This window comes from Rubripirellula amarantea, assembly GCF_007859865.1.
In the GTDB taxonomy this organism is placed as follows: domain Bacteria; phylum Planctomycetota; class Planctomycetia; order Pirellulales; family Pirellulaceae; genus Rubripirellula; species Rubripirellula amarantea.
On sequence record NZ_SJPI01000001.1, the window covers coordinates 899,933 to 926,762 of the forward strand.

Annotated in this window: 18 protein-coding genes; 6 read left to right on the forward strand and 12 right to left on the reverse strand. The window is 53.1% G+C overall.

Annotation, left to right across the window (positions count from 1 at the left end):
* Positions 1 to 10 precede the first annotated feature (10 nt).
* The 7 genes from Pla22_RS03235 to Pla22_RS03265 all read right to left on the reverse strand — a co-directional run bounded on the left by Pla22_RS03235 (position 11) and on the right by Pla22_RS03265 (position 9,658).
* The gene (locus tag Pla22_RS03235) at positions 11 to 2,260 is read right to left on the reverse strand and encodes a molybdopterin oxidoreductase family protein (RefSeq protein WP_242631766.1); all 2,250 of its coding nucleotides are present in this window, start codon (positions 2,258 to 2,260) and stop codon (positions 11 to 13) included.
* A 9-nt stretch (positions 2,261 to 2,269) separates the two neighbouring features.
* Positions 2,270 to 4,018: a DmsC/YnfH family molybdoenzyme membrane anchor subunit gene (locus Pla22_RS03240; RefSeq protein ID WP_146513330.1), complete on the reverse strand. Its 1,749-nt coding sequence runs from the start codon at positions 4,016 to 4,018 to the stop codon at positions 2,270 to 2,272.
* A 67-nt stretch (positions 4,019 to 4,085) separates the two neighbouring features.
* Positions 4,086 to 5,033 carry a GAF domain-containing protein gene (locus Pla22_RS03245; RefSeq protein ID WP_146513331.1) on the reverse strand — a complete coding sequence of 316 codons (948 nt, stop codon included), beginning with the start codon at positions 5,031 to 5,033 and terminating at the stop codon, positions 4,086 to 4,088.
* Positions 5,030 to 5,884, reverse strand: coding sequence for an ABC transporter ATP-binding protein (locus tag Pla22_RS03250; protein WP_146513332.1), 855 nt, complete (start codon positions 5,882 to 5,884; stop codon positions 5,030 to 5,032). The genes Pla22_RS03245 and Pla22_RS03250 overlap by 4 nt, the downstream gene beginning before the upstream one ends.
* Positions 5,885 to 5,935: 51 nt before the next feature.
* Positions 5,936 to 6,880, reverse strand: a complete 945-nt coding sequence (locus Pla22_RS03255; RefSeq protein ID WP_146513333.1) for an ABC transporter ATP-binding protein — start codon at positions 6,878 to 6,880, stop codon at positions 5,936 to 5,938.
* A gap of 117 nt (positions 6,881 to 6,997) precedes the next feature.
* On the reverse strand, positions 6,998 to 8,113 hold the full coding sequence (locus tag Pla22_RS03260) for an ABC transporter permease (RefSeq protein ID WP_146513334.1): 1,116 nt from the start codon (positions 8,111 to 8,113) through the stop codon (positions 6,998 to 7,000).
* Between the two features lie 51 nt (positions 8,114 to 8,164).
* Positions 8,165 to 9,658: a CmpA/NrtA family ABC transporter substrate-binding protein gene (locus Pla22_RS03265; RefSeq protein ID WP_146513335.1), complete on the reverse strand. Its 1,494-nt coding sequence runs from the start codon at positions 9,656 to 9,658 to the stop codon at positions 8,165 to 8,167.
* Between the two features lie 726 nt (positions 9,659 to 10,384).
* On the opposite strand from Pla22_RS03265, the gene Pla22_RS03270 reads away from it, so the two are divergent.
* Positions 10,385 to 12,058 carry an alginate export family protein gene (locus tag Pla22_RS03270; protein WP_146513336.1) on the forward strand — a complete coding sequence of 558 codons (1,674 nt, stop codon included), beginning with the start codon at positions 10,385 to 10,387 and terminating at the stop codon, positions 12,056 to 12,058.
* A 78-nt stretch (positions 12,059 to 12,136) separates the two neighbouring features.
* Here Pla22_RS03270 and Pla22_RS03275 read toward each other — a convergent pair whose 3' ends face one another.
* Complete coding sequence (locus tag Pla22_RS03275) at positions 12,137 to 13,720, reverse strand: SPFH domain-containing protein (RefSeq protein ID WP_146513337.1); 1,584 nt, start codon at positions 13,718 to 13,720, stop codon at positions 12,137 to 12,139.
* Complete coding sequence (locus Pla22_RS03280) at positions 13,717 to 15,450, reverse strand: SPFH domain-containing protein (protein WP_242631767.1); 1,734 nt, start codon at positions 15,448 to 15,450, stop codon at positions 13,717 to 13,719. Before Pla22_RS03280 ends, Pla22_RS03275 begins: the two co-directional genes overlap by 4 nt.
* A 72-nt stretch (positions 15,451 to 15,522) precedes the next feature.
* Here Pla22_RS03280 and rnr point away from each other — a divergent pair, with 72 nt between their 5' ends.
* From rnr to Pla22_RS03295, 3 genes are all read left to right on the forward strand, one after another.
* Positions 15,523 to 17,775, forward strand: a complete 2,253-nt coding sequence (gene rnr / locus Pla22_RS03285; RefSeq protein ID WP_146513339.1) for a ribonuclease R — start codon at positions 15,523 to 15,525, stop codon at positions 17,773 to 17,775.
* A 72-nt stretch (positions 17,776 to 17,847) separates the two neighbouring features.
* Positions 17,848 to 19,248, forward strand: a complete 1,401-nt coding sequence (locus tag Pla22_RS03290) for a hypothetical protein (RefSeq protein WP_146513340.1) — start codon at positions 17,848 to 17,850, stop codon at positions 19,246 to 19,248.
* 9 nt (positions 19,249 to 19,257) lie between these two features.
* On the forward strand, positions 19,258 to 20,481 hold the full coding sequence (locus Pla22_RS03295) for a glycosyltransferase family 2 protein (RefSeq protein WP_146513341.1): 1,224 nt from the start codon (positions 19,258 to 19,260) through the stop codon (positions 20,479 to 20,481).
* A gap of 31 nt (positions 20,482 to 20,512) precedes the next feature.
* Here the strand turns inward: Pla22_RS03295 and ald are convergent, their stop codons facing one another.
* The 3 genes from ald to Pla22_RS03310 are packed head-to-tail and all read right to left on the reverse strand — an operon-like array spanning position 20,513 to position 24,511.
* Positions 20,513 to 21,616: an alanine dehydrogenase gene (gene ald / locus Pla22_RS03300; RefSeq protein WP_146513342.1), complete on the reverse strand. Its 1,104-nt coding sequence runs from the start codon at positions 21,614 to 21,616 to the stop codon at positions 20,513 to 20,515.
* 59 nt (positions 21,617 to 21,675) lie between these two features.
* Positions 21,676 to 22,899 carry a lysophospholipid acyltransferase family protein gene (locus tag Pla22_RS03305; RefSeq protein WP_146513343.1) on the reverse strand — a complete coding sequence of 408 codons (1,224 nt, stop codon included), beginning with the start codon at positions 22,897 to 22,899 and terminating at the stop codon, positions 21,676 to 21,678.
* A 16-nt stretch (positions 22,900 to 22,915) separates the two neighbouring features.
* The gene (locus Pla22_RS03310; RefSeq protein ID WP_146513344.1) at positions 22,916 to 24,511 is read right to left on the reverse strand and encodes a serine/threonine protein kinase; all 1,596 of its coding nucleotides are present in this window, start codon (positions 24,509 to 24,511) and stop codon (positions 22,916 to 22,918) included.
* 473 nt (positions 24,512 to 24,984) lie between these two features.
* Between Pla22_RS03310 and Pla22_RS03315 the strand changes: the two genes are divergently transcribed.
* Together Pla22_RS03315 and thiO are read left to right on the forward strand one after the other, a co-directional pair.
* On the forward strand, positions 24,985 to 25,689 hold the full coding sequence (locus Pla22_RS03315; protein ID WP_165440499.1) for a TIGR04282 family arsenosugar biosynthesis glycosyltransferase: 705 nt from the start codon (positions 24,985 to 24,987) through the stop codon (positions 25,687 to 25,689).
* A gap of 2 nt (positions 25,690 to 25,691) precedes the next feature.
* A complete protein-coding gene (gene thiO, locus Pla22_RS03320; protein WP_242631768.1) occupies positions 25,692 to 26,822 on the forward strand; it encodes a glycine oxidase ThiO in 1,131 nt (376 codons plus the stop codon).
* The last annotated feature ends 8 nt before the right edge of the window (positions 26,823 to 26,830 follow it).

Sequence of the window (26,830 nt, forward strand, 5' to 3'; positions counted from 1 at the left end):
TCGATAGGTTTCAGGAAGACCGCTCGATCCTAACCGCTGAGTTCTTGTAACTCGGTTGGCGGCTGTAAGGATCAAAGTGGGAAAGAGTTAATTGATTAGTGGCTTCGTAATGCATCGGCATAAATGCTTGGCCAGAACGTACGGTGGGAACCACCATGGCTTTCGCAAGTAAGCTTCCACGCCGCGATGTCACCCGAACCCAATCGCCATTGGATACATCCATCGACCGGGCATCCAACGTATTGATTTCGACGTAAGGATCGCGGGGATACAACTTTCGCAAGACAGGTGATTTGCTTGTTCGCGTCTGCGTATGCCATTGGCTAACCGTGCCACGGCCCGTCATAAGCATTACCGGAAACTCATCATCCGTTGGCTCGGGCATCGGTGTGACAGCGGCAGCGATCAGCTTCGCCTTTTCGTCGTCGTGGTAAAATTTCCCGTCCGCGAACAAACGCCGCTGAGGTTCAGGAACATCACACTCTGACGCATCTCTTTGTGACCATGGCCACTGGATCCCGCCGCAACGATCGATTTGCTGGTAGTCATTGATGCCGGAAATATCACAAGGCTGGCCAACACTCAATTGTTGCATCAAACGGAAGACAGCTTCCGGGTCTGTCCATTTGGCGAACATCTCGTCCAGCCCCCAATAGTGGGCGACTCCACGAAGAATACTAAAGTCCGAGAGTGCTAGGCCGGGTGCCTTGCGAACCTTCTTGATCAGACTGTATCGGCGTTCGCTATTGATGAACGTGCCATCCTTTTCACCCCAAGCAGCGGCAGGCAAAATCAAGTCGGCATGCCGAGCCGTTTCGGTCGAATGGTACATGTCTTGAACGACAAGAAAGTCGAGCTTGTCCAGCAGGTCGCGAGCTTCACCTTGATGAATCCAAGAATGAGCGGGATTGGTGGCAATGACCCACAAGCCTTTGATCTCATCGCGACGAATGCCTTCCATGATTCGGTCGTATGACCAACCAACCTTGGTGGGAATTGAATCGACGCCAATTCCTAGTTCACGAGCCACCTTTTCTCGATCGCCAGCATCTTCAAACTTATGATGCCCGATCAAATTGGTCGTATTGCTCCACAATCGTGAACCCATTGCGTTGCATTGACCAGTAATGCTATTCGCACCAGTCCCTGGACGTCCAATGTTGCCCGTTATCAATGCAATATTGATGATCGCTTGAGCCGTACGAGTTCCCTCGTAGCTTTGGTTGACTCCCATCGTCCACCACAAGGAGACCGCTTCCTTGGTGCCAATCGTATCGGCTGCTCGAATGATTTGTTCTTCCGAGATACCAGATTGCTCAGCTACCGAAGCAGTCGTGAATCCAGCAACGTGTTCGCGAAGTTGTTCGAAACCGGTCGTATGCTGATCGACAAATGAGTGATCAACGTATCCGCGTTGGATAATTTGATTTGTGATCGCGTAAAGAATTGAGAGATCATTCTTGGGTCGAAGCTGCAAGTGTTGCGTTGCCGCCATCGCAGTTTCGGTACGCCGCGGATCAATGACGATAATCTCAGGTGACTTCCTATTCCGCAGCACCCGTTCCCACATGATGGGATGTCCGATGCACGGATTGGAACCCACGAACACTAAACAATCACTTTGCTCAAAATCGTCGTAGGTGTAGGGCGGCGCATCGAATCCGAAAGACTCCTTGTACGCAGTGACGGCCGTGGCCATGCATTGACGTGTATTTCCGTCGCCGTGCACCATGCCCATTCCGAACTTGGCAAGTGCACCAAGGAACGCCATCTCTTCCGATGCGATCTGGCCGGTGCTCAAGAAAGCAATGGATTCTTTACCATACTTGTTTTGAATCGACTTGAAGCGATCAGTAAAAAGCGTCAGTGCGGTGTCCCACGAAACGGGGTCAAAGCCACCGTCGGGCTTTCGAACCAATGGGTCGGTAGCTCGGTCATCGGAATCTAAGACCCGCAAGGCCTCCCAACCCTTGGGGCACGCCATTCCTAGATTGACGGGATACTTTGTTTCCGGCGTCAGGCCGACGGCCTCGCCATCGCGCATGTGCAAACGCAGGCCGCACCCGGTAGCGCAAAAGCCGCAAACGGCGGTAGTAGTGGTGTCTGCCGCAAGCGTGGAAGGCGTCATTCCTAGACCATGCTTGCCCGGTTCCAGCAAGAGCTCGCGAGTCATTTTGCCAGTACGAGCTTGAATCAACTGCGGCAGTTGACGATCCGAAGTTCGGTCATCCGTTCGAGTGAGTGAAGGTAGAGTGCTCATAAGATTTACCTAAAAGGTCCCCGGCATGCGGTCGTAGACAACACTCTTGAAGTACAACAGTCGTTCCAGCATTTCGCCGGACATCAATGAAGCTGCTCCAATCAACAGCATGCTTCCGGCGATGAGCGGCGACACAGGCGAGATCACCGACGCTAACAAGACGACAAAGCCACCCACAGCAGCCGATATGATTCGCCCATTGCGAAGTGGTTTCATATGTCCCTTGATCAAATCGGCACTGCGACGATCCTTATCGTTGCATCGTTCGATAGCGCCGAGATGAATTTGCCATTCCCAAATAATCTTCACGATCACCACGCCAACGGCTGCGAGTCCAAGGACCGCACCTGACGTGCCCGATCCCAAAAACGAGGCCATTGCGGCAACCAGCGTCAATCCGGCAACGAGGCCAGTAGCAAAGAAACGCCCGAGCGTGCGTCCCGAACGCCATAACTCTCGGTTGGTGGCGATGTAGATCATGGCACTGCAGTACAGTCCGACGATGCCGGTCACGATCGACAATCCGAGGGCCGCCTTACCCGCCCAATCGGGAATCCAAGTCGAGATAGATTCAGGTACGTAGTCAGCGAATGCAGGCATCCATAGCAGAACCGTGGCAGCACCAAGCAGTCCCATGTACTTGCCAAGAATCACGGCCTCGCGACTAAGCCAACTCGTACGAAGCCCCAAGAATATTCGCCAAGCACGCAACGGTCGTCCCAAGTGTAGTGGCGCGACGTTGAGTCCGATCCCGCCGATCAGTAACGCCACCAATGCGGATACCTGAGTCAGCCGCTCCGACGTTCCCGCACCCGCCATAACCCAACCGAGTGACAAAGTACGTTCGACGAGGATGATTCCAACGCTGATTTGGGTAGCCACCAACATGACCGCTAGGGGCCAATGGCTTTCGGCAACTTCGTCGACACCGCGATCCTGCGGCACCGCCGCGGCAACGGCTTCGCGGCGAACAGATTTGTAACGTGTTGAAGGTTTAGTAATCTCCGATAGAGGCGCGTCGGGCGCAAGTCGTTGCCCGTCGTCGAAAACGGCACCCCGATCAACTAACTTGATGGCGATCGCTTCGTTGGGGCAAGCTTGCACGCACGCGGGTGCTTCGCCAACGGAAAGCCGCTGATGACACATGTCGCACTTACGTACGATTCCCAATCGTTCACTGTACTGAGGCACTTCGTATGGACACATCATCATGCAGTACTTGCAACCGATGCACTGGTCATCCAAGTGTCGAACGATTCCCGTCAATGGATCCTTCTCGTACGCTCGCACTGGACATCCATTAAGACAACCTGGGTCTTCGCAGTGATGACAGGCCGTCGTTACGTGCCCAACCGTGGGCAACGACAAGCTGGGCGACGATTCATTCGTAAGTGAACCGTTCGATGAAAGTTTCTCGAGTGGCGTCTGGGCTGGAAGCACCTCGCCGATGGTGATCGTGCCGACGCGTCGCCACGATTCATCTTCGTCTAACCCGTTGAGAGTATGACATGCGACAACGCATGCTTTGCAACCACTGCATTGGTCCAGGTCGACTTCAAAGGCAAACTGTTGATCAGCCGATGGAGGCGTCGCGGGCAACAGACGACGGTAGTATTGCTCCTGAGCCGGTGCAATCACAGAATCATCGGCATCGTGAAGGGCACTGAATTGTTCGACCGCAGACAACGATTGCTGTTGGCGCAGCAGCTCATCGACGATGTCGAATTTCGATTCGGTGAAGGGCAGGGTAGAGGACATAGCAGTGAACGAATTTCAAGTCTCACGAGCAAATTGATCGCAAGAAACTCAGCTCGGAACCAATGGTTCAGAACATGAGCGTCGTGACGCTTGAAAGTGTCTCTCCCTTGTAGGTGGGAATGGCCAAACCACCATTGATGGTTTCGGATACATCCGTGCCTTCATCACATTGGCGTCCTGCCAATAACGCTTGTGCGTTCGTCGAAATCGTGGCACCACCATGCTCTAACGCCAGTCCCGGTAGTCCAGCGTTCAAAGAAAGTTCAGTGTCTCGAGGCAATTGCAGCGATGCATCAAGTCCCTGATACGCGGCACCTTCCATCACGAACTTGTCGGCCAAAACGTTCCAAACTTCGTAACCGCGAGCGATCGGTGTTGCCTTGGAAGAAATCAAAACCACGACGGTCATTAGCACGTCATCATCGAGCACTGGCAGGGCGATCGCCGTTTCGAGCAAACCCGCCGATGCACCCGCCGCACGAAGGAACCCGGGATGATTGGGCAGGTCGTCATGAATCACGGCTTGGCCGGACGCCCAGGCTTGTCCTGGCAACCCGCTACCACGCTCAAATCGAATGAACGAGCTGACATTGGAAAATCTTTCGAGATGTGCGAAGTAACCACCGCGCAACGCCACCTCCTCATAAGGACCTATCGGTTCCCAAAGCTCAAAAACTCCGGCACCGAAACTGACTGGCTTCAAGGCGATGACGGCAACGCTGATAACTTGACCACCGCGATGCACAGGGACGGCGATTGCCGACGAAATCGTCGGATGATGATCACCTTCACCCTTGGGTTGACAATAGATTTCGGCCGCACCTGATTGAGCTGACTTTTCTGCTAGAAAGCTCAATGTGGTAGAGTCGTTGTCAGCGATCTTTGCATCTATCACATCGTATGTACGAACTTCGTCCACCAATGATGATGACTCGAATGTCTGCAGAACACTCTGTATAGGCGAAGAAGAATGGGTTGACGAAGAAGAAGAAGAAGAAGTCGAAGGCTGGTTCATAAGGACACCGTCCCTTCTTCTTTCGGCTGGGATTCCGTGATCGCTTTTCGTTTCTGCAGATCTTGCTTGAGTTTTTTGTGGTCCTGATCTTCAAGGAACTGAATCATTTCCGCGCGATAGTCGTAGTACTGCGGGTGATCCAAAACATCCGCCCGAACACGAGGTCTTCCGAACGGAATTTCAAGAACTTTTCCTACGCGGGCGCGAGGGCCGTTGGTCATGATGACCACTCGATCGCTCATGAACAGAGCCTCGTCAACATCGTGCGTGATCATCAGAGTCGTCACTTTGTCACGCATCAGAATTTCAAGCAGAATCTCTTGCAATTCCATGCGAGTGAGCGAGTCCAACATTCCAAAGGGTTCGTCAAGCAGCAGCATCTTGGGTTTGAGCGCGAACGCACGAGCAATGCCAACTCGTTGCTGCATTCCTTGACTCAAATCCTTGGCACGTTTATCGAGGCTGCTTCCCAAACCCACCAGCGTCAGATAGTAGCCAGCGATGTCGCGTCGTTGAGCTTTGCTTCCATGCGGATAGACCTGATCGACGCCTAACAAAACGTTATCGATTGCGGTCATCCATGGCATCAAGCATGGTGATTGAAATACGACACCGCGATCGGGGCCAGGACCGTCAATTTCATGGTTTGCAACGACGATTCCGCCATTGGAAATATCATTCAACCCCGCAACCATCGACAACACCGTGGACTTGCCGCATCCCGAGTGCCCCAGCAAACAAACGTACTCGCCCTTGTCCATGTTTAGATTGAAGTCTTCGACAATCACGGCAGGCCCATTGGGCGTGTCGTAAGTTTTGCCGAGGCGATACATTTCGACATATCCGGCCATGATGCGTGGGCTCTAAAAAAGTAGGCGGTGGGAACAACGAGCGGGGCGTAACTAGGTCGTCGCGTTAAGGATGGATTTTCTAGGTAGGGACAAACTTCGGGGCTGCAAATCGGGCAGTTCAATGAGAGGAGCCGTGGACAAGGACTCTTCGTCGTCACGAGTCTTTTGACGTACAGCTACCAAGTAATTGGTGACCGCGTTGCGAAGCCCCTTGAAGGTCGTATCGTGGTTAAGCTCGGACGCACGTCGCGGGCGATCGAGCCCAACGGTAAACGTCGGGCCGAGTGATGCGTTGGGACCAGGATTAAGCGGCACGATTCGATCGGCCACCAAGATGGCTTCATCTACGTCGTTGGTGATCATCACACATGTCTGACGTTCTTCTTCCCAAATCTTTAAGATCTCTTCTTGCAACACACTTCGAGTCATCGCGTCGAGCGCAGACAACGGCTCGTCGAGCAACAGAATTTTGGGTTTCATTGCCAGCGTACGCGCAAGCGAAACACGTTGTCGCATTCCACCGGAAAGCTCGTGTGGCCGTCGGTGTGCGGCGTGCGTCAGCCCCACCATCTCGATAAACTTCTCGACGTGATCGCGACGTTCGCCTTTGCTCCAACTGCGAAACACGCTGTTGACGGATAATGCGATGTTCCCTCGAACGGTCAACCAAGGCAGCAGCGAATAGTTCTGAAAGACAAGACCTCGATCGGGACTTGGTCCTTGAACCGGCTTGCCTTCCATAAGAAGCTCACCACGGTCGGGCGTTTCGAGCCCGGCCAACAACTTCATGAACGTCGACTTTCCGCTACCCGAGAACCCAACCACCGCAAGAAACTCACCCTCGCGGACGTTCAGATTGATATTTGACAGTACCTCGTTTCGAGTCACGCCACTTCCGAAACCCTTGCAGACTCCCAGCATCGATAGAACCGGGGCGGCAACGGTGCGTCCCACACGTGCTTCGATTACAGGCGGTGTCAAAACAGCAGCACTCATGGCGATACTCGCGAAGAGAACGTGGAACTCGGAAGGTGTATTTCTGCCATCCATGGCCAAAGTTCGTAGGAACCTTGCTTCCTTGCGTGTCGCCGCGAAGCGACTGGTGAATCGTTATTAAGCCGGCGAAGGGTTTCCGAAGCTGACTAAGTTGCGAAGGCAAATCATGATCCGATCAAGCACCAAACCAATCACGCCAATCACGATGACGCTGAAAGCAATCCGGGCGTAAGTCAGCGAAGATCCGTTCTGAAATTCATCCCAAACGAACTTTCCGAGGCCTGGATTCTGAGCAAGCATGTCGGCTGCGATCAGCACCATCCAACCAACACCTAAGCTGATCCGCAGTCCTGCGAACATCAACGGCAAGCTAGCAGGCAAGATGATCTTGAAAAGTTTTTGCGACCAAGAAAGCTTCAAGACCTTCGCAACGTTCAGGTAATCTTTGTCGACACTGGCCACGCCAAGAGTGGTGTTGACGAGAGTTGGCCAAAGCGAGCACATGGAAACCGTTGCGGCAGAAATCAGAAACGCTTTGTCGAAATAGGTCTCGCCTGGCTTTGAGTTCGAATAGGCCCAAATAATTACGATTGCGGCGAGCGGCAACCATGCCAGCGGCGAAACCGGCTTGAACACTTGAATAAACGGAGTCATCGCGGCGTTGAACCATGGGCTCATCCCACACAGCACTCCGACGGGAACTGCGATCAAAGTTGCCAAAACGAAACCAAAGAACACCGTGTAAAGGCTGGTGTAAATTTGATCGACAAATGTCGGTGCGCTCGTTGGCTTGTAGTTCGCCGCTGCAACCGCGTGCTTCTTAAGCAACAATGCGTTGGCAAGCAGTATTTCCTTGTCAGCGACACTTGCATTGGCGGCTTGGCGTTCGAGCTTCCTAGCGTCCAACATGAACCGAACTGCTTGTCCAGCCTTTTCTTGCTGCTTCGCTGTATCAGCTTCCCGTTGAGCTTGATGCATCGCGAACAGCTCCTTGCCCGCCACCCAAGTCTCGGTAGGGCTAGGCAGCTTAGCGCTGTCAGTCACGATGGCCTTGGCCGCAGCAGACCACATGAACAGGAACACGAGCACCGCGAACACGGGCAAGAACACGAACTTGGAAATCCCAACCATTTGCTCTTTGGGATCTTCCCCCGCAGCAAGGCGAACAAACGGCTCAAGGACTGGCAAACCAGCTACGGTACAAAACCTAAGAGCACTACCACGCCAATTCATAAGACACTTCGAAAAAGAGATACGGTTGCAGGGACAAACAAAGGCGATGGACTATTTTTTTGCAAAGGACTCATCATCCTTATTTCCAATTTCAAAACTGTTGATGTACCCAATAGGATCCAGTGCGTCGTACGACTTTCCATCAATGAAATCGCTTGTCGCAACTCGATATCCGTCGTAGTCAGCGGCGGGAAATTCGTTTGCATCGACCTTGCCTTCGGAGATCAACATTTCAGCCGCCTTGCGATAGATCGCTGGCTTGTAAATCTCTTTGGCGGTTTCTGCATACCAAGACGCTGGTTTTGATTCGGTGATCTGTCCCCATCGCCGCATTTGGGTCAAGAACCAAATGCAATCGCTGTAGTGTGGGTAACTTGCATTGCCATCGAAAAAGACATTGAACTCAGGCATGGGACGGACATCCGTTTCCTGAAACACAAACGTTCCGGTCATCGAATTGTCGATCACGTCAACATCCGCACCGACATAGTCTTTGCGGCTAAGAATTTCACAGGCTTCTGGTCGATTAATTAACGTTCCATCCGCGTCTTTCTCATCCAGCCATTTTCCAGCCCGAATGAGCGCCTTCACGACGGCAACATGCGTGTTGGGATACTTCTCGTCCCAAGCCTTGCTGACCCCGAAAACTTTCTCTGGGTTGTTCTTCCAAATGTCATAGTTCGTCGTGACAGGCACCCCAATGCCTTTGACAACGGCTTGCTGGTTCCACGGTTCACCGACGCAATACCCGAGAATAGTGCCAGCCTCGAGCGTTGAAGGCATCTGAGGCGGCGGGGTTACTGAAAGAATCACATCGGCGTCGACGGTGCCCTGGATATTCTCTTCGTCGTAATAGCCGGGCTTGATGCCGGATGCTGCAAGCCAATACCGAATTTCGTAATTGTGGGTTGAGACAGGGAACACCATCCCCATATTGAACGGCTTTCCCTCTTGCTTGTAGCTATCGACAATTGGCTTTAGCGAAGCGGCACTAATGGGATGCTTGGGCTGAGGCTTCTTCAACTCAGGATCGTTCTCCTGCATCTTTTCCCAAATCTCATTACTTACCGTAATGCCGTTGCCGTTGTAGTCGAGACTATAGGCAGTGATGATCGGCGACTTGGTTCCGAAACCGATCGACGCACCAATTGGCTGCCCAGCAAGCATGTGAGCGCCATCAAGTTGCCCGTCGATGACGCGGTCAAGAAGAATCTTCCAGTTGGATTGAGCCTCAACCTCGACACTCAATCCTTCGTCGTCGAAATACCCTTTCTCTTTCGCAATCACCAACGGAGCACAATCCGTCAACTTGATAAATCCAAACTTCAGCTTTGGTTTTTCGATCTCAAGCATCGCCGCGACTACAGATTCACTCGAAGAGACCGGCTCCCCTGAAGCAGCCTCTGATTGTTCGATCTTCGCTGCTGCCGCTTCTAGATCTTCAAGAGTTATGCCATCGCTGCTGCAGCCAATCAGTGAAACCAGCCACAAACTGAGCACCAATTGAAGACATGACGAGTGACAGAACAGCACGCGACGAAACATAGACGAAGCCAAAGTTCAGGAAAGAGAGAATAGAAGCGAGCTCTCGAAGAAAAGCCGCAGGCACAAACCGCTTGCGTAGAGACATGCTCGAAAGACGGATGCCGATTACTCGGGCAACCGACCAGGTAGAAAAGCGTTTACGCACTCACCGTGCCAACTCAGTTTCACGGACGTTGCAATGCCAACAATCGTGAAATCAACACCCTTAGGCGTTCCGTTAGGACACTTCACCTCCGTTGAAAAGCTGACGAGTCGGACTCGCAAAACCGGGTGATGCTCCCGGAATTGGCATCTGCTTAAGCATTGGGCGTCAGACTTTGGGGTCGCCCGCTCAGTAGCGAAGTCAGCGTGTTGGCAGCAACAATGACGCAAGCCTGCGCTTCGATTGCCGCCGAACTGCAATCGATAGGGGTGAAGTCACTGCGGGCAGATAGCCAGAGTGCCCGTCATCGTGACATAGCTTGTGGAAGTTTGTTCCGGTCTTATCGATTGGCCGACTGTGCCTGGGAATTTCATGAAAGCACACTTCCTCACCGATACGGAACGTAGGGCAAGGCGCGACTCGATTGAGTCGTTGATGGCCCGTATCGCCGAAGGAATGGTGATGCAGAGGCTGAAATCGAGTGGCGGCACGGATCAGCATCAGCATGGCTTTGCTCAGCGAGCATCCTTGACTGTCATTGATTCTTAGATCTGATCTTTCTCTTGAAGATGGAGCCTTCACTCATGTTCGCCAGTAATCAAAAAAGGCGGCGCGTACTCGCACTGTCGATCGCTTCGAGCCTATTTTGCCTTCCGGCGGCACTCGCGGACTCGCCTCAATCTCAACAGGAACTCGTTGAATTGCACGTGAGCGAATTGGTTCAGCAAGTCGTCGACTACGCGCCACTTCAAGACTCCGGCCTCGACGCATCCAGTGCATCAGCAGAGCTCGCGGAAACGCCTCAGCTATCAGAGATGCCCGATACCGCTGCCATGCCCGATCCGATGCCAATGCATCAGTATGCGGATCCGACCTACACGGCTACTCCTTGCCAATGTTGCAATAGCACGTGCTGCACCAAAGAAAAGAAAGACGCAGCAACCGCGAAGATGAAGGGTGCCTACAAGGGCGTCTTCTATGCGAACGACTTCAGTTACCTGAACGACAAATGCTACGACGGACCTGAGTTCTGCGGCGATTCGCTCAAGGGTCTCCTCAACGGAAAACTAGACCTCGGTGGCGAAGCTCGCGTTCGGTATCACAGCGAAAACAATCACCGCGGCCTCGGTTTGACGGGCCGCGACGATGAGTTCTGGCTCACTCGCTTGCGATTCTTCTCGAACTATCGAATCAATGAATACTTCCGTGTCTATGGCGAATACTTGTACGCCGATTCCGGAGGAGAGTTTTTCAACAACCGTCCGATCGAAGAAAATCGTGGCGAGATCCAGAACCTTTTTCTCGATACCAATCTGACTGAGAACTTGAGTGTTCGTGTCGGTCGCCAAGAATTGTTATTCGGTGAACAACGTTTGGTTTCGCCATTGGATTGGGGAAACACCCGCCGGACATTCCAGGGTGTTCGGGGAACTTATCAGGGCGACGATTGGACCGTCGATGGCTTCTTCACGAACCCAGTCAATCGCAATGCAGCCAACGAATCGAAGATTGACGACGCCGAAGAGGACATTGATTTCTTCGGTGTGTACGCTAGTACCTCGAAGTTTGACGTGGGCACCGTCGACGCTTACTACTTAGGCCTGACCAATGACATCTTGGACTTCGACTACCACACTATCGGTAGCCGGGTCGGGGGCAAGAGTGATGGCGGCCTTCTTTACGAGGTCGAAGGTGGAGTTCAGTTCGGCAGCAATAGCCCTGGCTACGGCAGCCACAGTGCTGGTTTCTTCACCGGTGGTCTTGGCCGCCAGTTGAACGTCGCCAATGATTGGAAGCCAACCGTTTGGGCTTGGTACGATTGGGCATCGGGTGGCGACGATGTTCCCGCAGCTCGCGGCGACAACAGCTTCGATCACTTGTTCCCATTGGCTCATAAGTACAACGGATTCATGGACTTGTTTGGTCGCCGCAACTTGCACGACGTGAACTTCCAATTCATCACGCCAATCATGGGTCCCAAGGTCAAGATGATTCTTTGGTATCACCACTTCTTCTTGGATCAAGCAACCACACCCTACGGTGTGACCATGCAGCCGTATAACGCAAATAATGCAGCCCGTGACAAGGAGCTTGGTCAAGAGATTGACGTGCTATTCAACGTCGACTTGAACCCTCGCAACAACGTCTTGATTGGTTACTCGCACTTCAACGCAGGCGAGTATTTCAAGACAACGCCAGGTGTCCAAAGCTCCGACGATGCTGACTTCTTTTACTTCCAATACCAAACTCGCTTCTAATCGCGAACCTTGGCAGTAGCTAAACGACAAACGCCGCGTGAAGAATTTCACGCGGCGTTTTCATTGCTGTTGACGAAACTATTTCTTAAGCGGAATCGTCGGTGTGATGTTCTCGAGATCAGTCCACAACGTGCCTTCGCCCGCGTAAAACAACTTCAAATCTAAGTTGGCAGGCAATTGTTCAGCAAACTCCCATTTGTTGAACGCTGCTGGTGATCCGAAAGCCTGGACGGCCAAGCGAAACTTGTCTGCGCTCGCTTCGCTGCTCATTTTCTCGGCCCCCGATTCGGCGCGTCCGATCATCACCGTTTTCTGGGCGTCGAGTTCGGCAGTTTCGCGATCGATCTTGGCAACCAATTGCTCGGTGGCAGCAGCGATCTCGCGAGCTTCCTTTTCCCCTTCGGCCAGCACACCAGCCCGCAATCGGTCGGTATCCACACGAATTCGTTCCGCTTCCAACTCGACTTTGGATTCCGCTTCACGCAGATCAGCTTCGATGCGAGCCGTCTTGGTTTCCTCGTCCCTGGTCAATCGCAGTTCGTCCGACACGTACCCCTTTTGAATGGGCTGACGAACTTCTTGCGGAATGTAGATGTGACGCACTAGGCCGTAGAGCAGCGTGATATTCTTCTCGGCGAGAACGTCTTTGAACTCGTCACTGACCGCCGTTTGAAACGCTTCGCGTGATTCACCTATCAACAGCTCAACGGCGCCCATCTTGGACCCATTGTTTCGACAAATAGATTCGCTTTGCGGTTCAATCACCTTTTCTTCGACCGCGGCGATGTTCCCAAACGTACGAACGATTTCGGCAGCATCAGCCGGCAACACGCCCCAAATCGCACTGAAGTCCAACTGGATATCGAAACCATCATTGCTGGGAAAGTTAATTCCCGTATCCGTCACCGCTAAGGGCTCGCCTTGTTCGTCATAAAGCGATCGTCCCGAGGCGTCTTTTTGTTCGGACACTTGAATACTCGTTTTTCGGAACCCAACATCGATCAGGTCGACCTGCTGCTCTTTGGGATTGATCGGATACAGCCCCGGTTGCAATACCTTGTCTTGGATACCGGGCAAGAGACCGAGTTGCGGGTTGTCAGTTTGCATGGTTACCACGCCCACATGACCCGTAGGAATCTCGACCCATCCACCGACCTTTTCTTGCCGTCCTACCTTCACCTTCTCACTGCCGACGATATTGAATTCGAAAGCGTAGGGGTTTGCTCGATAGCGTCCAGGACCAAAAACCTTTCGCAAAATCCCTTTGTGCTTGACGCGGTCGGTGCCATCCAAATCCCCATCCACCAAGAACTTGCCCGGCGGCAGAGGCGTGCCGATCTTACTGGTCACCACGGCGATCTGACCTGGCATGACGACGAAGTCCGGGACAATCGTTCTTTCCCAGTACAGTGGATTGAAGAAGTGCCGACCGGGGCCGCGCATTTCCTCTTGCACGCCGACTTGTCCGTCACGCGCCATCGAACCGGGTTCGGGATCCTCACCACCGAAAACGATGCCACCTTTGTACCGAAGTTGTAGCGAGTGACCGTCTGGAACATAGACTCGGCACACGAACCATTCGAATAGCCCTATTGCCAAAAGGATTAGCCAGACCGAGCTGAACACGAACCCAATCAGCGATTTGTTTTGTTTGATACTCACTTGGATTCTCCATCAACGGATTCTGATTCATTGTCTGTTTGCTTCGCGGCGCTCGGGTTTGAGTGATCATTGAACTCGCTGAAGATGTCCATCAGTGGGCTATCAGCAGTATTGACCATCATCTGGCGAAACGCGGGAGCCATTTTCTTGAGCATGACCCATCGAGCGTACTCGTCACCATTACCGTCATAGGCTTCCACCGATTTTTGCCACCCCGCAGCTTCGGCTTCGTTTTGAAAGTTGATCACTTCCGCGGCCGCTTTGCCTCGCGCGGTAATCGCCTCGGACTGATCCGCTGCGGCGGCCAATTCGACTTCGGCGACTTTCAAACGTTGCTGAGCTTCGATAACGGCGACTTCTTGAGCACGTTTGGCTTCGGTCGTCAGCTTAACAACCTCTTGCTCAACGCCCACGAGAACTTGCTTCTGCTTCACGAGTTCTTGTTCGACCTTAAGCTGTTGTTCGCTAAGCTGTTGCTCGATTTCCTTAACGTACTGCTGAGCCTGCTGAGTCGCAATTTGTCGCTCGCGTACTGGTTTCGCGATTTGTTGCGGTGGTGAAATTCGCGTGATCAACGCTTGGATGATTTCGATGCCTTGACTTTGACAGGTCGCACCAATCGTGGCTTGGAAATCCTCTTGAAATTCCGATCGCTTTTCACCAAGGATAAAATCGCGTCCTGAATTATCGCTGCCTCGTAGTCGGCAAAACGAACGAGCATTCGGAAGAATGATCTTCTGGATGATTTCCTCTTCGACAATCGCGTTGTTGCTACTGTCATTCGTTTCGTCGTTGTAAGTCACAAATACTTCTGCGGCTCGATCCGGATCGACACGAAACTCAATTCGCCCATCAAGCTTGACCCAAAAACCGTCGCGGCTAGGAAACCCCATTTCACCCCCGGTGGAAAGATTGAATCGTTGGCTACGACAATCAACTAAGTTGACGCGAGCAACGTAGGGGTTGATGTAGTAGACACCGGGATCGAGCGTTTTCTTTTGCACGCCGCGCTTGCCATCGGCAACGATTAGCTGGTTCGGATCCTCTGCCATCGGTGCTGATAGAAGCGTCACGACACCTTTGAAGCCGGCTGGCACCACAACTGGCTTATGAAGTTCGACCAACTCGATGTAGTTGTCTCGCATCGGATTAGGCTCTGTGCCGGCTTCGTAGCTGATCGCGTTGAGCGGGTAACGTCCCGGCCGAAGCACTTCGCCGAAGATGCCTTTTTGGGAGGTATCATCGGCGATCAGGTTTCCGTACCCGAGGTTCTCGCCATAAAGACGAATGCGTACACCTAAGCGGTTTTCGGGCACCTCGACTTGATCAACGATATCCCAATCCCATTTCCAAGGGTTGTAGAAGTAGCGACCTTCCGCAAGCACTCGTTCCTGGATGCCTTTGAAGTTTCCAAACTCAGCCTCTGGAACGATCTCCATTTCGTTGGTCAGTTCGGATCCCGTCTTTTTGGTAAGGACGGCTATCTTTCGAGAGGGAACTTCGACACGACAAAACAGAAAAGCCCAAATCGATAATCCTAATAATCCGGCTAAACTGAATAGGATGGCGGCACCTAAGCCGCCCGAGCGAAGCCAAGGCTTTGCTTGTCCGCTGGCTTGAGAATCTTCAAAATCGGCTGACATTTGCAGCTCCGAAGGGAAAACATGAGGGGGAATCGTGATACCGCTAGCCTGTTTGGCACCAAAGGTTAGCTCACCGAGGCGCGGCATCCGACAAATTCTCGGTTCATCTCATGCAACTGGCTTGTTCCGGCAACGTTGGGATTGCTCTATTCTGGATACATGGATATTCAAAATGAACTTGCCGATCGCGTCATGCGCTTCGTCGTCTCGCCCGACTACCGACCCTGCAAGCCCAAACAGATTGCTGCTGAACTAGGCTTGGATGACGAATACCGCGAGGTTCGCCGAACGGTGAAACAGCTCGTCCTCGAAGGTCGACTCGTGTACGGATCGAACCACCTCGTTTACAGCAGTGGAAGCGTTGGAGGGGCGGCTGATTCGATCCGCGGTACTTTCCGAAGGGCGCTTGGTGGCGGCTTTGGATTCGTACGCCCCAATCATGCCGAGGACGGCGCGGACATTCCCGAAGACTATTTTGTCCCGCCGGGCAAAACGATGGGCGCTCTGGAGGGCGACTTAGTCGAAATCAAAATCCGCCCGGGACGTCGTGGTGAGGACGAAGCGGTCGTTTCCAAGATTCTCGAGCGAGCACGTCGTCAATTCACTGGTACGTTTCGCTTGTCAGGAAAAACGCCGGTTGTCTTTCTTGATGGAACGCCATACGACAAACCCGTTTCGGTCGGTGATGTTCGCGGATTGCCACTTGAGAACGACGACAAAGTGTTCGTTGAAATGGTCGACTTTCCCGATGACGAAGGGGAGGGCGGGGAAGCGGTTATCTTGGAACGCTTGGGCAGCAGCAAGAATCCAGCCATTGATACGCTTTCGATCATGCGTCAGTACGGATTGCCTGATGAGTTTCCCGAAGCGGTTATCAATGAAGCACGCCAGCGAGCTGATGAGTTCAACGACGAAGCCGTTCCCGAAGGTCGCAAAGACCTCACCAAATTGCTAACGATCACGATCGATCCGTTTGATGCGCGTGATTTCGATGATGCAATTTCACTCGAACGAGAACCAGGTCGTTGGCGACTTTGGGTCCATATTGCCGACGTCAGTCACTTCGTTCAGGTCGGCGGCAAGATTGATGAAGAAGCTCGTAAGCGTGCGACCAGTGTCTATTTGCCTGACCGCGTCGTGCCAATGATCCCCGAGATCATCAGCAACCACCTTGCTTCGTTGCAGCCCGACAAGATGCGTTTGGTGAAAACGGTTGAAATCGAAATGCTAGACGATCTGACTGTCACGCATACCGAAGTTCACAACGCGGCGATTCATAGCGACATGCGTTTGAACTATGAACAAGTAGATCAGTTCTTGGCGGCTCCCGATAACTTCACTGAAAAGTGGGGCCAGGAAGTTTGCGACTTGCTCGCTCGAATGCACAAGCTTGCAATGCAAATCCGTAAAGCACGATTCAAAGCCGGATCGTTGTCAATGGACATGCCTGACATCAAGTTGGACATGGACAAACAAGGCAAGGTGAAGGGTGCGTATCGCGTTGAGCATACCGAGAGTCATCAAATCATCGAAGAGTTCATGCTCGCCGGAAACCAGGCGGTGGCAACATGGCTTGATGACTTGAAGCTCGGATTTCTGCACCGAATCCACTCGCCGCCCGAGCGTCGCAAACTACGGCAATTGACGATGTTCGTGAACGATCTGGGCATCAAAGTGGATTCACTAGAAAGCCGGTTCGAAATTCAACGAGTCCTTGATACTGTGGCAGGCACACCACTCGAAGACGCCGTTAACTTCGCCGTGCTCAAGAGCATGAACAAGGCAGTCTATGGACCGCAGGCCGAAGGCCACTATGCCTTGGACATGGAGCATTACTGCCATTTCACAAGCCCAATTCGACGTTACCCCGACCTCACCGTGCATCGCTTGGTGCAACGTTTACTTGATGGCGAAAAGACGCCCGATGACGCCTTTGCCACATTGTTGAAACTGGGCCATCACTGCAGTGACATGGAACGCAACGCCCAGAAGGCTGAACGTGAATTGATTGAGTTGAAGCTGCTGCATTTTCTGAAGAAGCACATCGGCGAAACGATGGAAGCGATCATTAGTCGCGTATTCGCAGATGGCTTGAATGCACGCTGCGTGAAATTGCCCGTCGATGGATTCATTCCGGTCACCACGCTTCCCAGTGACAAATACCGGTTCGAACGTCGCGGAAACATGCTGATTGGTTTCAAAGAAGGCAATCGCTTTCGATTGGGTGACCAACTGACAGTGAAAATTGTCAAAGTTGACTTGCAAGAACGCCAACTTTTCTTGGAATGCATTAAGAATCACAGTGCAAAGAACGACATTGGGGGCGGCGGTAGAAAGATGGCCAAGAAACCCAACTACAAGATGAAGCGTAAGTATGAACGCCGAGCTGAAAAGAAAAAGCGCCGACGATAGGACTCTGTCGCAACGGCCAGCGCAAACAAGCTTCCGCCTCCCTTTGACTCGTTCGTTCTTTTGGTGCTCCCCGTGTCCCGCTCGCGTTCTCGGTATCTTGTTGCCGCACTAATCACAGCTATTTCGATCAAGGTTGCTTTGATCTTGATGATGGGGCCGGCGGCAATCGCATGGGACGCGGCTCAGTATTGGCGGTTGTCGACGCTCGTTCTTTCAGGCGACCTGTTCTTTCTAAGTGAACCGATTGCCTACCGGACACCGATTTATCCCTGGATGCTGGCGCTCATTCGGGCCATGACGGACACGTACGCTTTGAAGGCGATCGTGACGGTGCAGGGTGTGCTCTATGTAGCATCGGCTTGGATTGCAAGCGTGATCGCCAAACGTGTGACCGGTCTTGAGAGCGCCCAGTGGATCACGCTCGCATTGTTATTGCCGGCTGTCTCCGCAATCACGTTCTACGCGACAACGTTGTCGGAGCCATTGTTTGTGTTTGTGATGATGGTCAATTCACTGGCTGTGCTGGACTATGCGAAGCACGGGACCGGCGGACGAGCGGCTTGGATGGCGGCAACCTTTGCGTTATTGATTTTGACTCGCCCGATCGCAATCTTGCTGTGGGTTGTTCACCTGGCTTTCTTGCTGGTGATCCACCATCAGAAAACGACCCCAGTCAGCGACTTTGCCCTCGTTCGAAAGCCTCTTGCGGCGAAAATGGCCCAGGCCGCGATTGCCGTGGGTGTGATGACTCTAATGATTGCACCTTGGATTGTCCGTAACCACGTGCTATTCGACAAGTTTTTCCTCACCAAGTTCACTGGCCGAAACATCTGGATTGTCACCTTCCAAGATGGATCGGGTGCAGGCTTGCCGATGCCTCAAACGCCTGCCGCAAACGAACTGACACGTCGACTCGAACGCGTGGATGCAGCGGACGAATGGCAACTGACGTGGCAGACAGCGCACGCATTGGTAGCGTCAGGTTTGTCGGATCCAGCCTGTGATGACTTAATGAAAACCGTCGCGACCGATGCGATCAAGTCTGATCCTGGCAAGTTTGGCCTGAAGGCGGTTCGACGCATCATCAACTTCTGGCGAACTCCGATCACGGACTTGCCGCTCCCTGCCCCCGAAGACCGCTACTCGAGCGTTCGACGGTGGCAAGTTCAGATCCCGATTGCGGAAGCGGCTATCGACAATCGCGCGGGGAAACACCTTTGGGTCAATTCTGTTCTGATGCTGGCGATGATTACCGCAGGCGTCATCTTGATTGCTCGAAATGCAACTCGATCCTATGGCGTGTGGATAGTCGGTATCCTGATGTACTTCTGCGTTGTCACAGGGATCGTCGAAATTCCCGCGTATCGCTATCGGATGGTGGTGGAACCCTATGTGGCGTTGTTGATCGGATCCGCTGTTGCTGTTTCCGCAAATCACTGGATTAGAAAACGATCCGATAAACCTGCAAACTAAAACTTCTTCATGACTGAGCCATTGAACGACAGCAACGAAACCAATCTCGAACTTTCGGTGGTGATGCCCTGTCTAAACGAAGCCGACACGATTGGAATCTGTGTCGAGAAAGCGATGCATGCGATGAAGGAGGCTGGCATTTCGGGGGAGGTGATCATCGCTGATAATGGAAGCACGGACGATTCCAAGAGTATCGCGGAAGCTTTGGGCGCGCGCACGATCGATGTCGCTGAACGAGGCTATGGAGCGGCGCTGATGCATGGCATTGAGTCAAGCCGCGGGAAATACGTCATCATGGGCGATGCGGATGACAGCTACAACTTCCTTGAAATCCCTCAGTTCGTCGACAAACTTCGCCAAGACTTTGATTTGGTTCAGGGGTGCCGTCTTCCGCGGGGCGGCGGCCAAGTGCTTCCCGGTGCGATGCCATTCTTGCATCGTTGGTTTGGAAACCCCGCATTGTCTTGGCTGGTGCGATTGATGTTTCGCATCCCCATCCACGATGTTTACTGCGGAATGCGAGGTTTCACCCGCCGTCATTACGATCGCTTGGATATGCGATCGCCAGGGATGGAATTCGCAACCGAGATGATCATTAAGAGCGGTCTGCATAACGCGTCGATGGCGCAGGTTCCAATCACACTGCATCCCGATGGACGTAAAGAACACGGACCTCACCTTCGAACATTTCGCGATGGCTGGCGAACGCTGCGGTTGTTCTTGGTGTTCAGTCCCAAGTGGACGTTCTTCCGCCCCGGATTGCTGTTGGTGGCGATCGCGATTTTGGGATACGCATTGGCTATCCCTCAAGTGCGAATCTTTGGTGCGGCGTTGGACGTTCACACGTTGTTGATCGCCAGCTTGGCCGGCCTACTGGGTTGGCAATGCATTCTGCTCGCAACGCTTGCGCGTATCTTCGCCGCTCGTGAAGGCATGATGCCACCTCATCACAAGCTCGAAGAATTGACCGTGGAAAAAGGTCTGGTTTTCGGCATGCTTGGCACCTTGATCGGAACTGGCTTGATTGCCGTTGTCATCTATCAGTGGTGGCAGGCTGATTTCGGACCGCTCGACTACCCTCGCACCATGCGGTTTGTAGTTCCCGGAGTGACGTTGATTGCGGCAGGCTTTCAAACGTCTATGGCTGCGTTGATGGCCGGCGTACTAAAAATGCATCGTCGAGATCCCATTGCCCCGGCGAATTCAAAGGTGACCGATTCGACGCCGGTTTAGGCCCTCCCACACGATGGATCGAGTCGCTGGACTAGACCTCGTCTTGAAATTCCAGATCAAACGCTGCTGCAACTGCCGCGTTGGTTACTTTGCCTGCATGAACATTCAGTGCACGTCGCAATGGCAGTGAATCCTTGATCGCAGAGTCAATTCCCATTTCAGCAAGTCGGGCAATCCAAGATATCGTGGCATTGCACAAGCCATAGGTGCTCGTCCGTCCCACCGCACCGGGCATGTTTGCGACGCAGTAGTGAACCACTTCATCAACAACAAACGTTGGATCGCCATGCGTCGTAGGTCGCGTGGTTTCGAAGCAACCACCTTGATCTACCGCAACGTCGACGATCACGCTGCCCGCCTTCATGCGACTTAAGTCTTCGGCGCGAACCAGTCGAGGCGCTTTGGCACCAGGAATCAACACTGATCCGATCACTAGGTCAGCTCGTTCAAGTTGATCAAGAATGTTATGACGATCACTGTAGAGCGTGTTCACATTGGCGGGCATCACATCGTCGAGATATCGCAAGCGATCGAGGTTGACGTCCAGGATCGCAACGTCAGCTTGAAATCCAGCCGCAATACGAGCTGCGTTCGCACCAACAATTCCACCGCCCAGCACAGTGATGTGTGCCGGTGCTACGCCAGGAATACCACCGAGCAGGATGCCCCGGCCCATTTGCGGTTTTTCAAGATACTTTGCACCTTCTTGAATGCTCATTCGACCGGCCACCTCGCTCATCGGAGTCAGCAGCGGCAAACGCCCGTGTTCATCGCGCAAGGTTTCATACGCCAAGCATGAGGCGCCGCTATTCAACATCGCATCGGTAAGCTTCAAGCTTGCTGCGAAATGAAAGTACGTGAATAGAACTTGTCCCGTTCGAATCAGGCCGTACTCTTCGGGTTGAGGCTCCTTCACCTTGACGATCAGATCAGCCTGCTCGAATACATCTCGGCCACTTGCAGCCATCTCGGCGCCGGCTCGCAGGTAGTCGTGGTCCGGCAATCCGCTTCCCAGTCCAGCGCCGGCTTCGACAATCACTCGATGTCCGCGGCTAACTAACTCTTCCGCTCCCACTGGCAACATCGCAACACGGTACTCGTCGGACTTCACTTCGCGTGGGACGCCAATGATCATTCGTAATTCTCTTTATCGAACAGCTTGCAGGGGGATTAGCAGATTCTAGCGTGAAAGCATCAAGCAAGCCCACACTGGGTTGCCGGACGAGCCTCAGCCGAAAGGGTAGTGATCATAGAAGTCAGACGTTCTCGCAATAGCCCTAACAAGGGATCCTCCTCGCCTCGCGCCGACTTGTGGGGCGGTACAACAATCGCATCGTCACATTGAATGACGACTTTTAAAGGCACCGCCACGTTTGCGGTCCCCAAGAAAGTTTCTTGCATCCTTTGAATGGTTTCAACGATCCTTGTGTCCGTCGCGAGTTCTCGATCGAGATAGCAGGTTGGGTAGGACAGTAATTCTTGAGCTAGGTCCGCCTTCGTCGCGTAAATCCGCAATGCCTCGGTTTCGTCTGACGTGTGAGGACGGGCAAAGTAGCGAGCTACGACTTCGCTACGGATCGTCCGCACGCGATCACGAATATCAGGTCCGGGTATCAAGTTTAGTTTTGATTCGGCTTGTTCGAGCAAGGCACGCATCAATTGGTCGCGTCGCTGGGGAAGGTCCCCCGTACCGACATTGCCCACGTGTTCAATTTCTTTCAGTGACAATAGACCTTCGGCGACGCGAACGGTTCGCTGCAGAATGGTATCGCTGGGCGAGATCCGCCAACTCAGTCGATCCTCTAGCTCGCTCAATTGCTCATTTGCCCAAGAGGTAATGTCACCCTGGCAAAGATACTTTAGCGCCACCGGATGCATCACCACTTGCCCATCGCTGGTCTTAGCTCGTTTCCGTGCCGCAGTACGAGCAATGAAGGTGATCCCTTCGAGCATGGGCTTAAGCACATCGTTGGTGCGATTAGTCGTGCCTTCGGGAAAAAGAATCAACGGTCGTTCTGCATCGGCAAGGATACCAATTGCCATCTCAAGAGACTGACGATCGGATCCCTCGCGATTGATGCTGAAACCACCCATTTTTTGAATGGCAAACGAATCCAGCCAGCCTTCATTGAAGAGATGCCATGAAGCCATGGCGAAGACATGCTGGCGAAGTTCCCTTGCTGGCCAACCCAGCACCAACGGGTCAGCGTATCGACAATGATTCGGTGCAAGCAGAATACCGTCGCCACGATCGACTGATTCCCGCCACCGATCAAGTCCGCGACATTCAAAATCGACGACGCCTTCTTTGCGGTGAAGGTAGCGATCAACGATTCGAAACGTCTGAATGAAAGACGGCCACAGATTGCCCCGATGCGGCGGAACAAACTGATAGGGTCGTCCTAAGACAACGCTCATAGGTGCATCCTGCGCCTTAAGGAGTGGTCAAGCGAGCGAGAAAGAAGCCCACGGAAACAGCTACGATTACCAGAGCCAAGATTAAGGCTCCCAACAACATGGGATCCATCGCTTTGCGTTGCTGACGCCCTGAACCCTGTCCTCTCGACGAAGCACTAGATCCCGAACGACTTCGGTAGACGTCGGAGTTATCACCTAGTTGAATGCTCGACTTACCGCTGTGCGAACGTTCGCCCTGAGCTGCATTCGACGAAGACGATGACCCTTGGGGCTGTCGCCCCACAGTTGAATTGGGACGGTAGCCCGATTCAAGTTGCAAGTCCAAGAAGCTACCGTCGATCAAGTCCGGCCGTTTTCGCACATCGACCAATCGTCCGCTGTCACTACTGCTAATTCCTTCTTTGCGAAGAAGAGCGCTTCGCGAATCGGCGAGTGTTTCTTGGCCTTTGTTGCTGATCGTGTCTCCCTGAATGTCCGACGGTCGGCCAAGGTCACCGAACGAAATCGACGACGAGTTCCCATCTGATTCGGGTCGATCACCAAGCCCTGCTGTAACTTTGGCTCCTTTGGGAACCTTCGCGACAAACTTCTCAAGCACCTCGGCAACGTCGGCGGCGGATTGGTAACGATACTTCGGATCCTTTTGGATCATCTTGACGCAAATGCCTTCGAGCTCGCCCGGACAATCAGGACGAAGTTGGCGGATCGCGGTGGGCATTTCGGTTTGGTGCTTTGCAATTCGCTGCGCCAACGTCCCATCACTAAACGGTGGCTTTCCGGTAAGCAGATAATAGAGCGTACAACCGAGCCCATAGATGTCAGCACGATGATCAACCGTGTGACTGTTAAGTGCCTGCTCGGGTGCGAGGTAGTCGGCTGTTCCCAAGACGTTTTCGTTATTGGCCACCGTCAAGGACTCGTCATCACCGGCCGCAACCAACGCCAAGCCCATGTCTAGCAATTTGACAACACCGTTGGGGTCAATCAACAAGTTGGCCGGTTTGACATCTCGATGGATCACACCTTTGCTGTGGGCATGTTCAAGACCGCGTGCTGCCTGAGCGATAAGATCAGCCGCAGTGGAAAAGTCCGTCGCGCCGTCGCGTTTGACAAGCTGTTGCAGGTCGACTCCATCGACGTACTCCATGACGATGTAATGAACATCACCCTCGTTGTCGATGTCATAGGCAAGCACGATGTTGGGATGATTAAGCGAAGCGATCGCTTTGGCTTCGAGTTGAAAGCGAGCCAAGTAGGTTGCGTCGGCAACTCGGCTCTTGGGGAGCACTTTGATGGCTCGTCGATCACCCATCCGAACATGCTCGGCCAGATAGACGCTGCTCATTCCCCCCGTACCGATATGCCCGAGCAGCTTGTACTTGCCGAGGAAAAACCCCTTGTACTTTCCTACCAGCAGCTTTTCGATGTGCCAGGATGTAATCAGGCCTTCGCGTTTGAAGAGCTTGGCGAGCTTCATCGGATCAGAAGGAAGACCGCCATCTAGCTGGGCCCGAACCTTCTCCACAAGCCGGGCCGATTTCTTCGGATCGACGATGCCGCTTTTGGCGAGCATTTTCACAAATGTTTCGGAGTCGATCTGTTTTTGAGTCATTGGCTTCCAGCCATCATCCCAACAAAGTGATAATCTCAAGCCCTAGAGAGAGTCTAACAGTCGCGACCGTGAAGTGCGAATAACAAGGGCTATGGGAAGAGTATCTCGCGTGTGAGAAGATAACACGTTTGGAAGAGCCAGTTAAGCGTTTCCCGCCCATCTGGCAATTTCATTTGGCACTGTTTATCTCCCTTTGCTTAGTCTAGTTGCTCCACGCCAAAATCGTGCCAAACAAACCCAGAACTCAGCGAGTTGATCCACCGTCGCCTGACGCAAACCTGCCAGACCTACAGCTCGACATAACCCCACCTAGAGACCGTGGTGCCGAGGGCCAAACGGCGTCACCTAGATCGGCTCCGAGAGACCCAGCGACGCAGGATTCACCAACACAGGATTCACCAACGCACAGCTCATCTGCACTAGGTTCATCACTGGGCTCATCAACACTGGGCTCGTCAACACTGGGGTTGATGATGAAGTACTGGAACCCCGGCGACGTCAAAACTCGCTTGGGGTCCTCAATTGGATATCAGCAAGCTGCCCACCTGCATCGGACCTTCGTCGGCCACTTGTGCCAACAATTGGCGAAAACAGCCGGACTGAGAGAACTGGTCGTCTGGCCTCCTGAACAGATTCCCCTGGTTTCGCAGCAACTTGCCCAATGGCAATCTGAATCCTGGAATATCCGCGTCCAAGTCGATGGTGACCTGGGCCAGCGAATGGCAAGATGGATTGAAGATACGCTGGCCCATTGCGAAGTTGCGATATTGATCGGTGCCGATTGCCCGGTGCTCAGTCACGACGATATCTCCACCGCAATCTCTATGCTTCAAGCCAATGACGTCGTGTTGGGTCCTGCTGCCGATGGCGGGTATTATCTGGTCGGAATTCGAGGGCCGTGGAAAGATCAGATGAACCGACTGTTTGAAAACATGACGTGGAGCCAAGGCGACGTCTTCCAAACAACCGAGCGGCGAATCACCGAAATCGGTCTCAAGATGGGTCAATTGCCAATCCGAGAAGACATCGACACCAACGCTGAACTATCGCGATTGCGAAACGAGCTGACCATTTCTGACAACCCGACCGACCGCACGCTAAGTCGACAGATTGACTTAATTTTGAACACCGATGCGGAAGACAACACGATCTCCTCATTGCCAATCGCTTCTGAATGACGATGCAAAACCGAATCACGATCATTGGTGGTGGCGTTATTGGCCTTTCCTTAGCTTGGGAAATGTCAAAGCGAGGATGTGCCGTAACCGTGCTCGACCAGGGCTCGATGGCCAGCGCCACATCATGGACGGCCACCGGAATTTTGCCGCCGGCCAACTTTGAATTGGCGACTGATCCGCTGGATCAACTCCGAGGGCTTTCCCATCGTTTGTATCCCGAATGGTCTCAACAGCTACAAACGCTGACTGGAATTGACATCGGACTACGTCGTTGTGGCGGTTGGTACTTGGCCGATTCGGCTGGCGAGAGAGCAGCCATGATTGGCATGCGCAGCTATTGGGAAGATCTGTCCATTGATTGCGAATCCGTTGAGATCTCACAGTTAGCCGAGCGGGAACCAGAACTCGCTTCGTGGGCGGCGAGCGTATCGGATGTTGCCGCATGGTGGGTTCCCGATGAACACCAGATTCGGCCACCTCGGTTGCTGTCGGCATTGATCGCCGCGTGCCGAAAATCGGGAGTGGAATTGATCGAAAACTGCCGCGTGAGTGGCATTCAGTCCTCACCGGCGGATTCGATCGTGAACATCAAGACAGATAAGCAAACGTACCAGTGCGATGACGTGGTCGTTTGCTCGGGCTCATGGAGTGGCCAAATTGCCGAGCAGTTGCAACTTCAGCAGTCCATCATTCCGATACGTGGGCAGATCTTGCTTCTGAAGACCGAACGTCCCTTGTTGAAAGCGGTACTGAATCTGGGAAACCGGTACATCGTCGCTCGCGAAGATGGTTACACGCTCATTGGGTCCTGCGAACAAGAAGCAGGGTTCAATCCGGTGACGCAACCAGACATCATTTCGGGTCTAGACGACTTTGCCGTGTCGATGCTTCCTTCGTTGAAGTCAGCGACACGAGTGAAGTCATGGGCGGGCTTAAGGCCGATGACCTTCGATGGATTCCCCATGATCGGTCGGGTCCCCAATCACAAACACATTTATGTAGCCGCTGGACATTATCGCAGCGGTATTCACTTGGCTCCCGCAACTGCTGTGACGCTTGCCAGTGCCATCCTTAATCAACCTTCCGAGATGGAACTCGATGCGTTCCGAATCGGTAAACAGCAAACTCGATAGACGCCTTC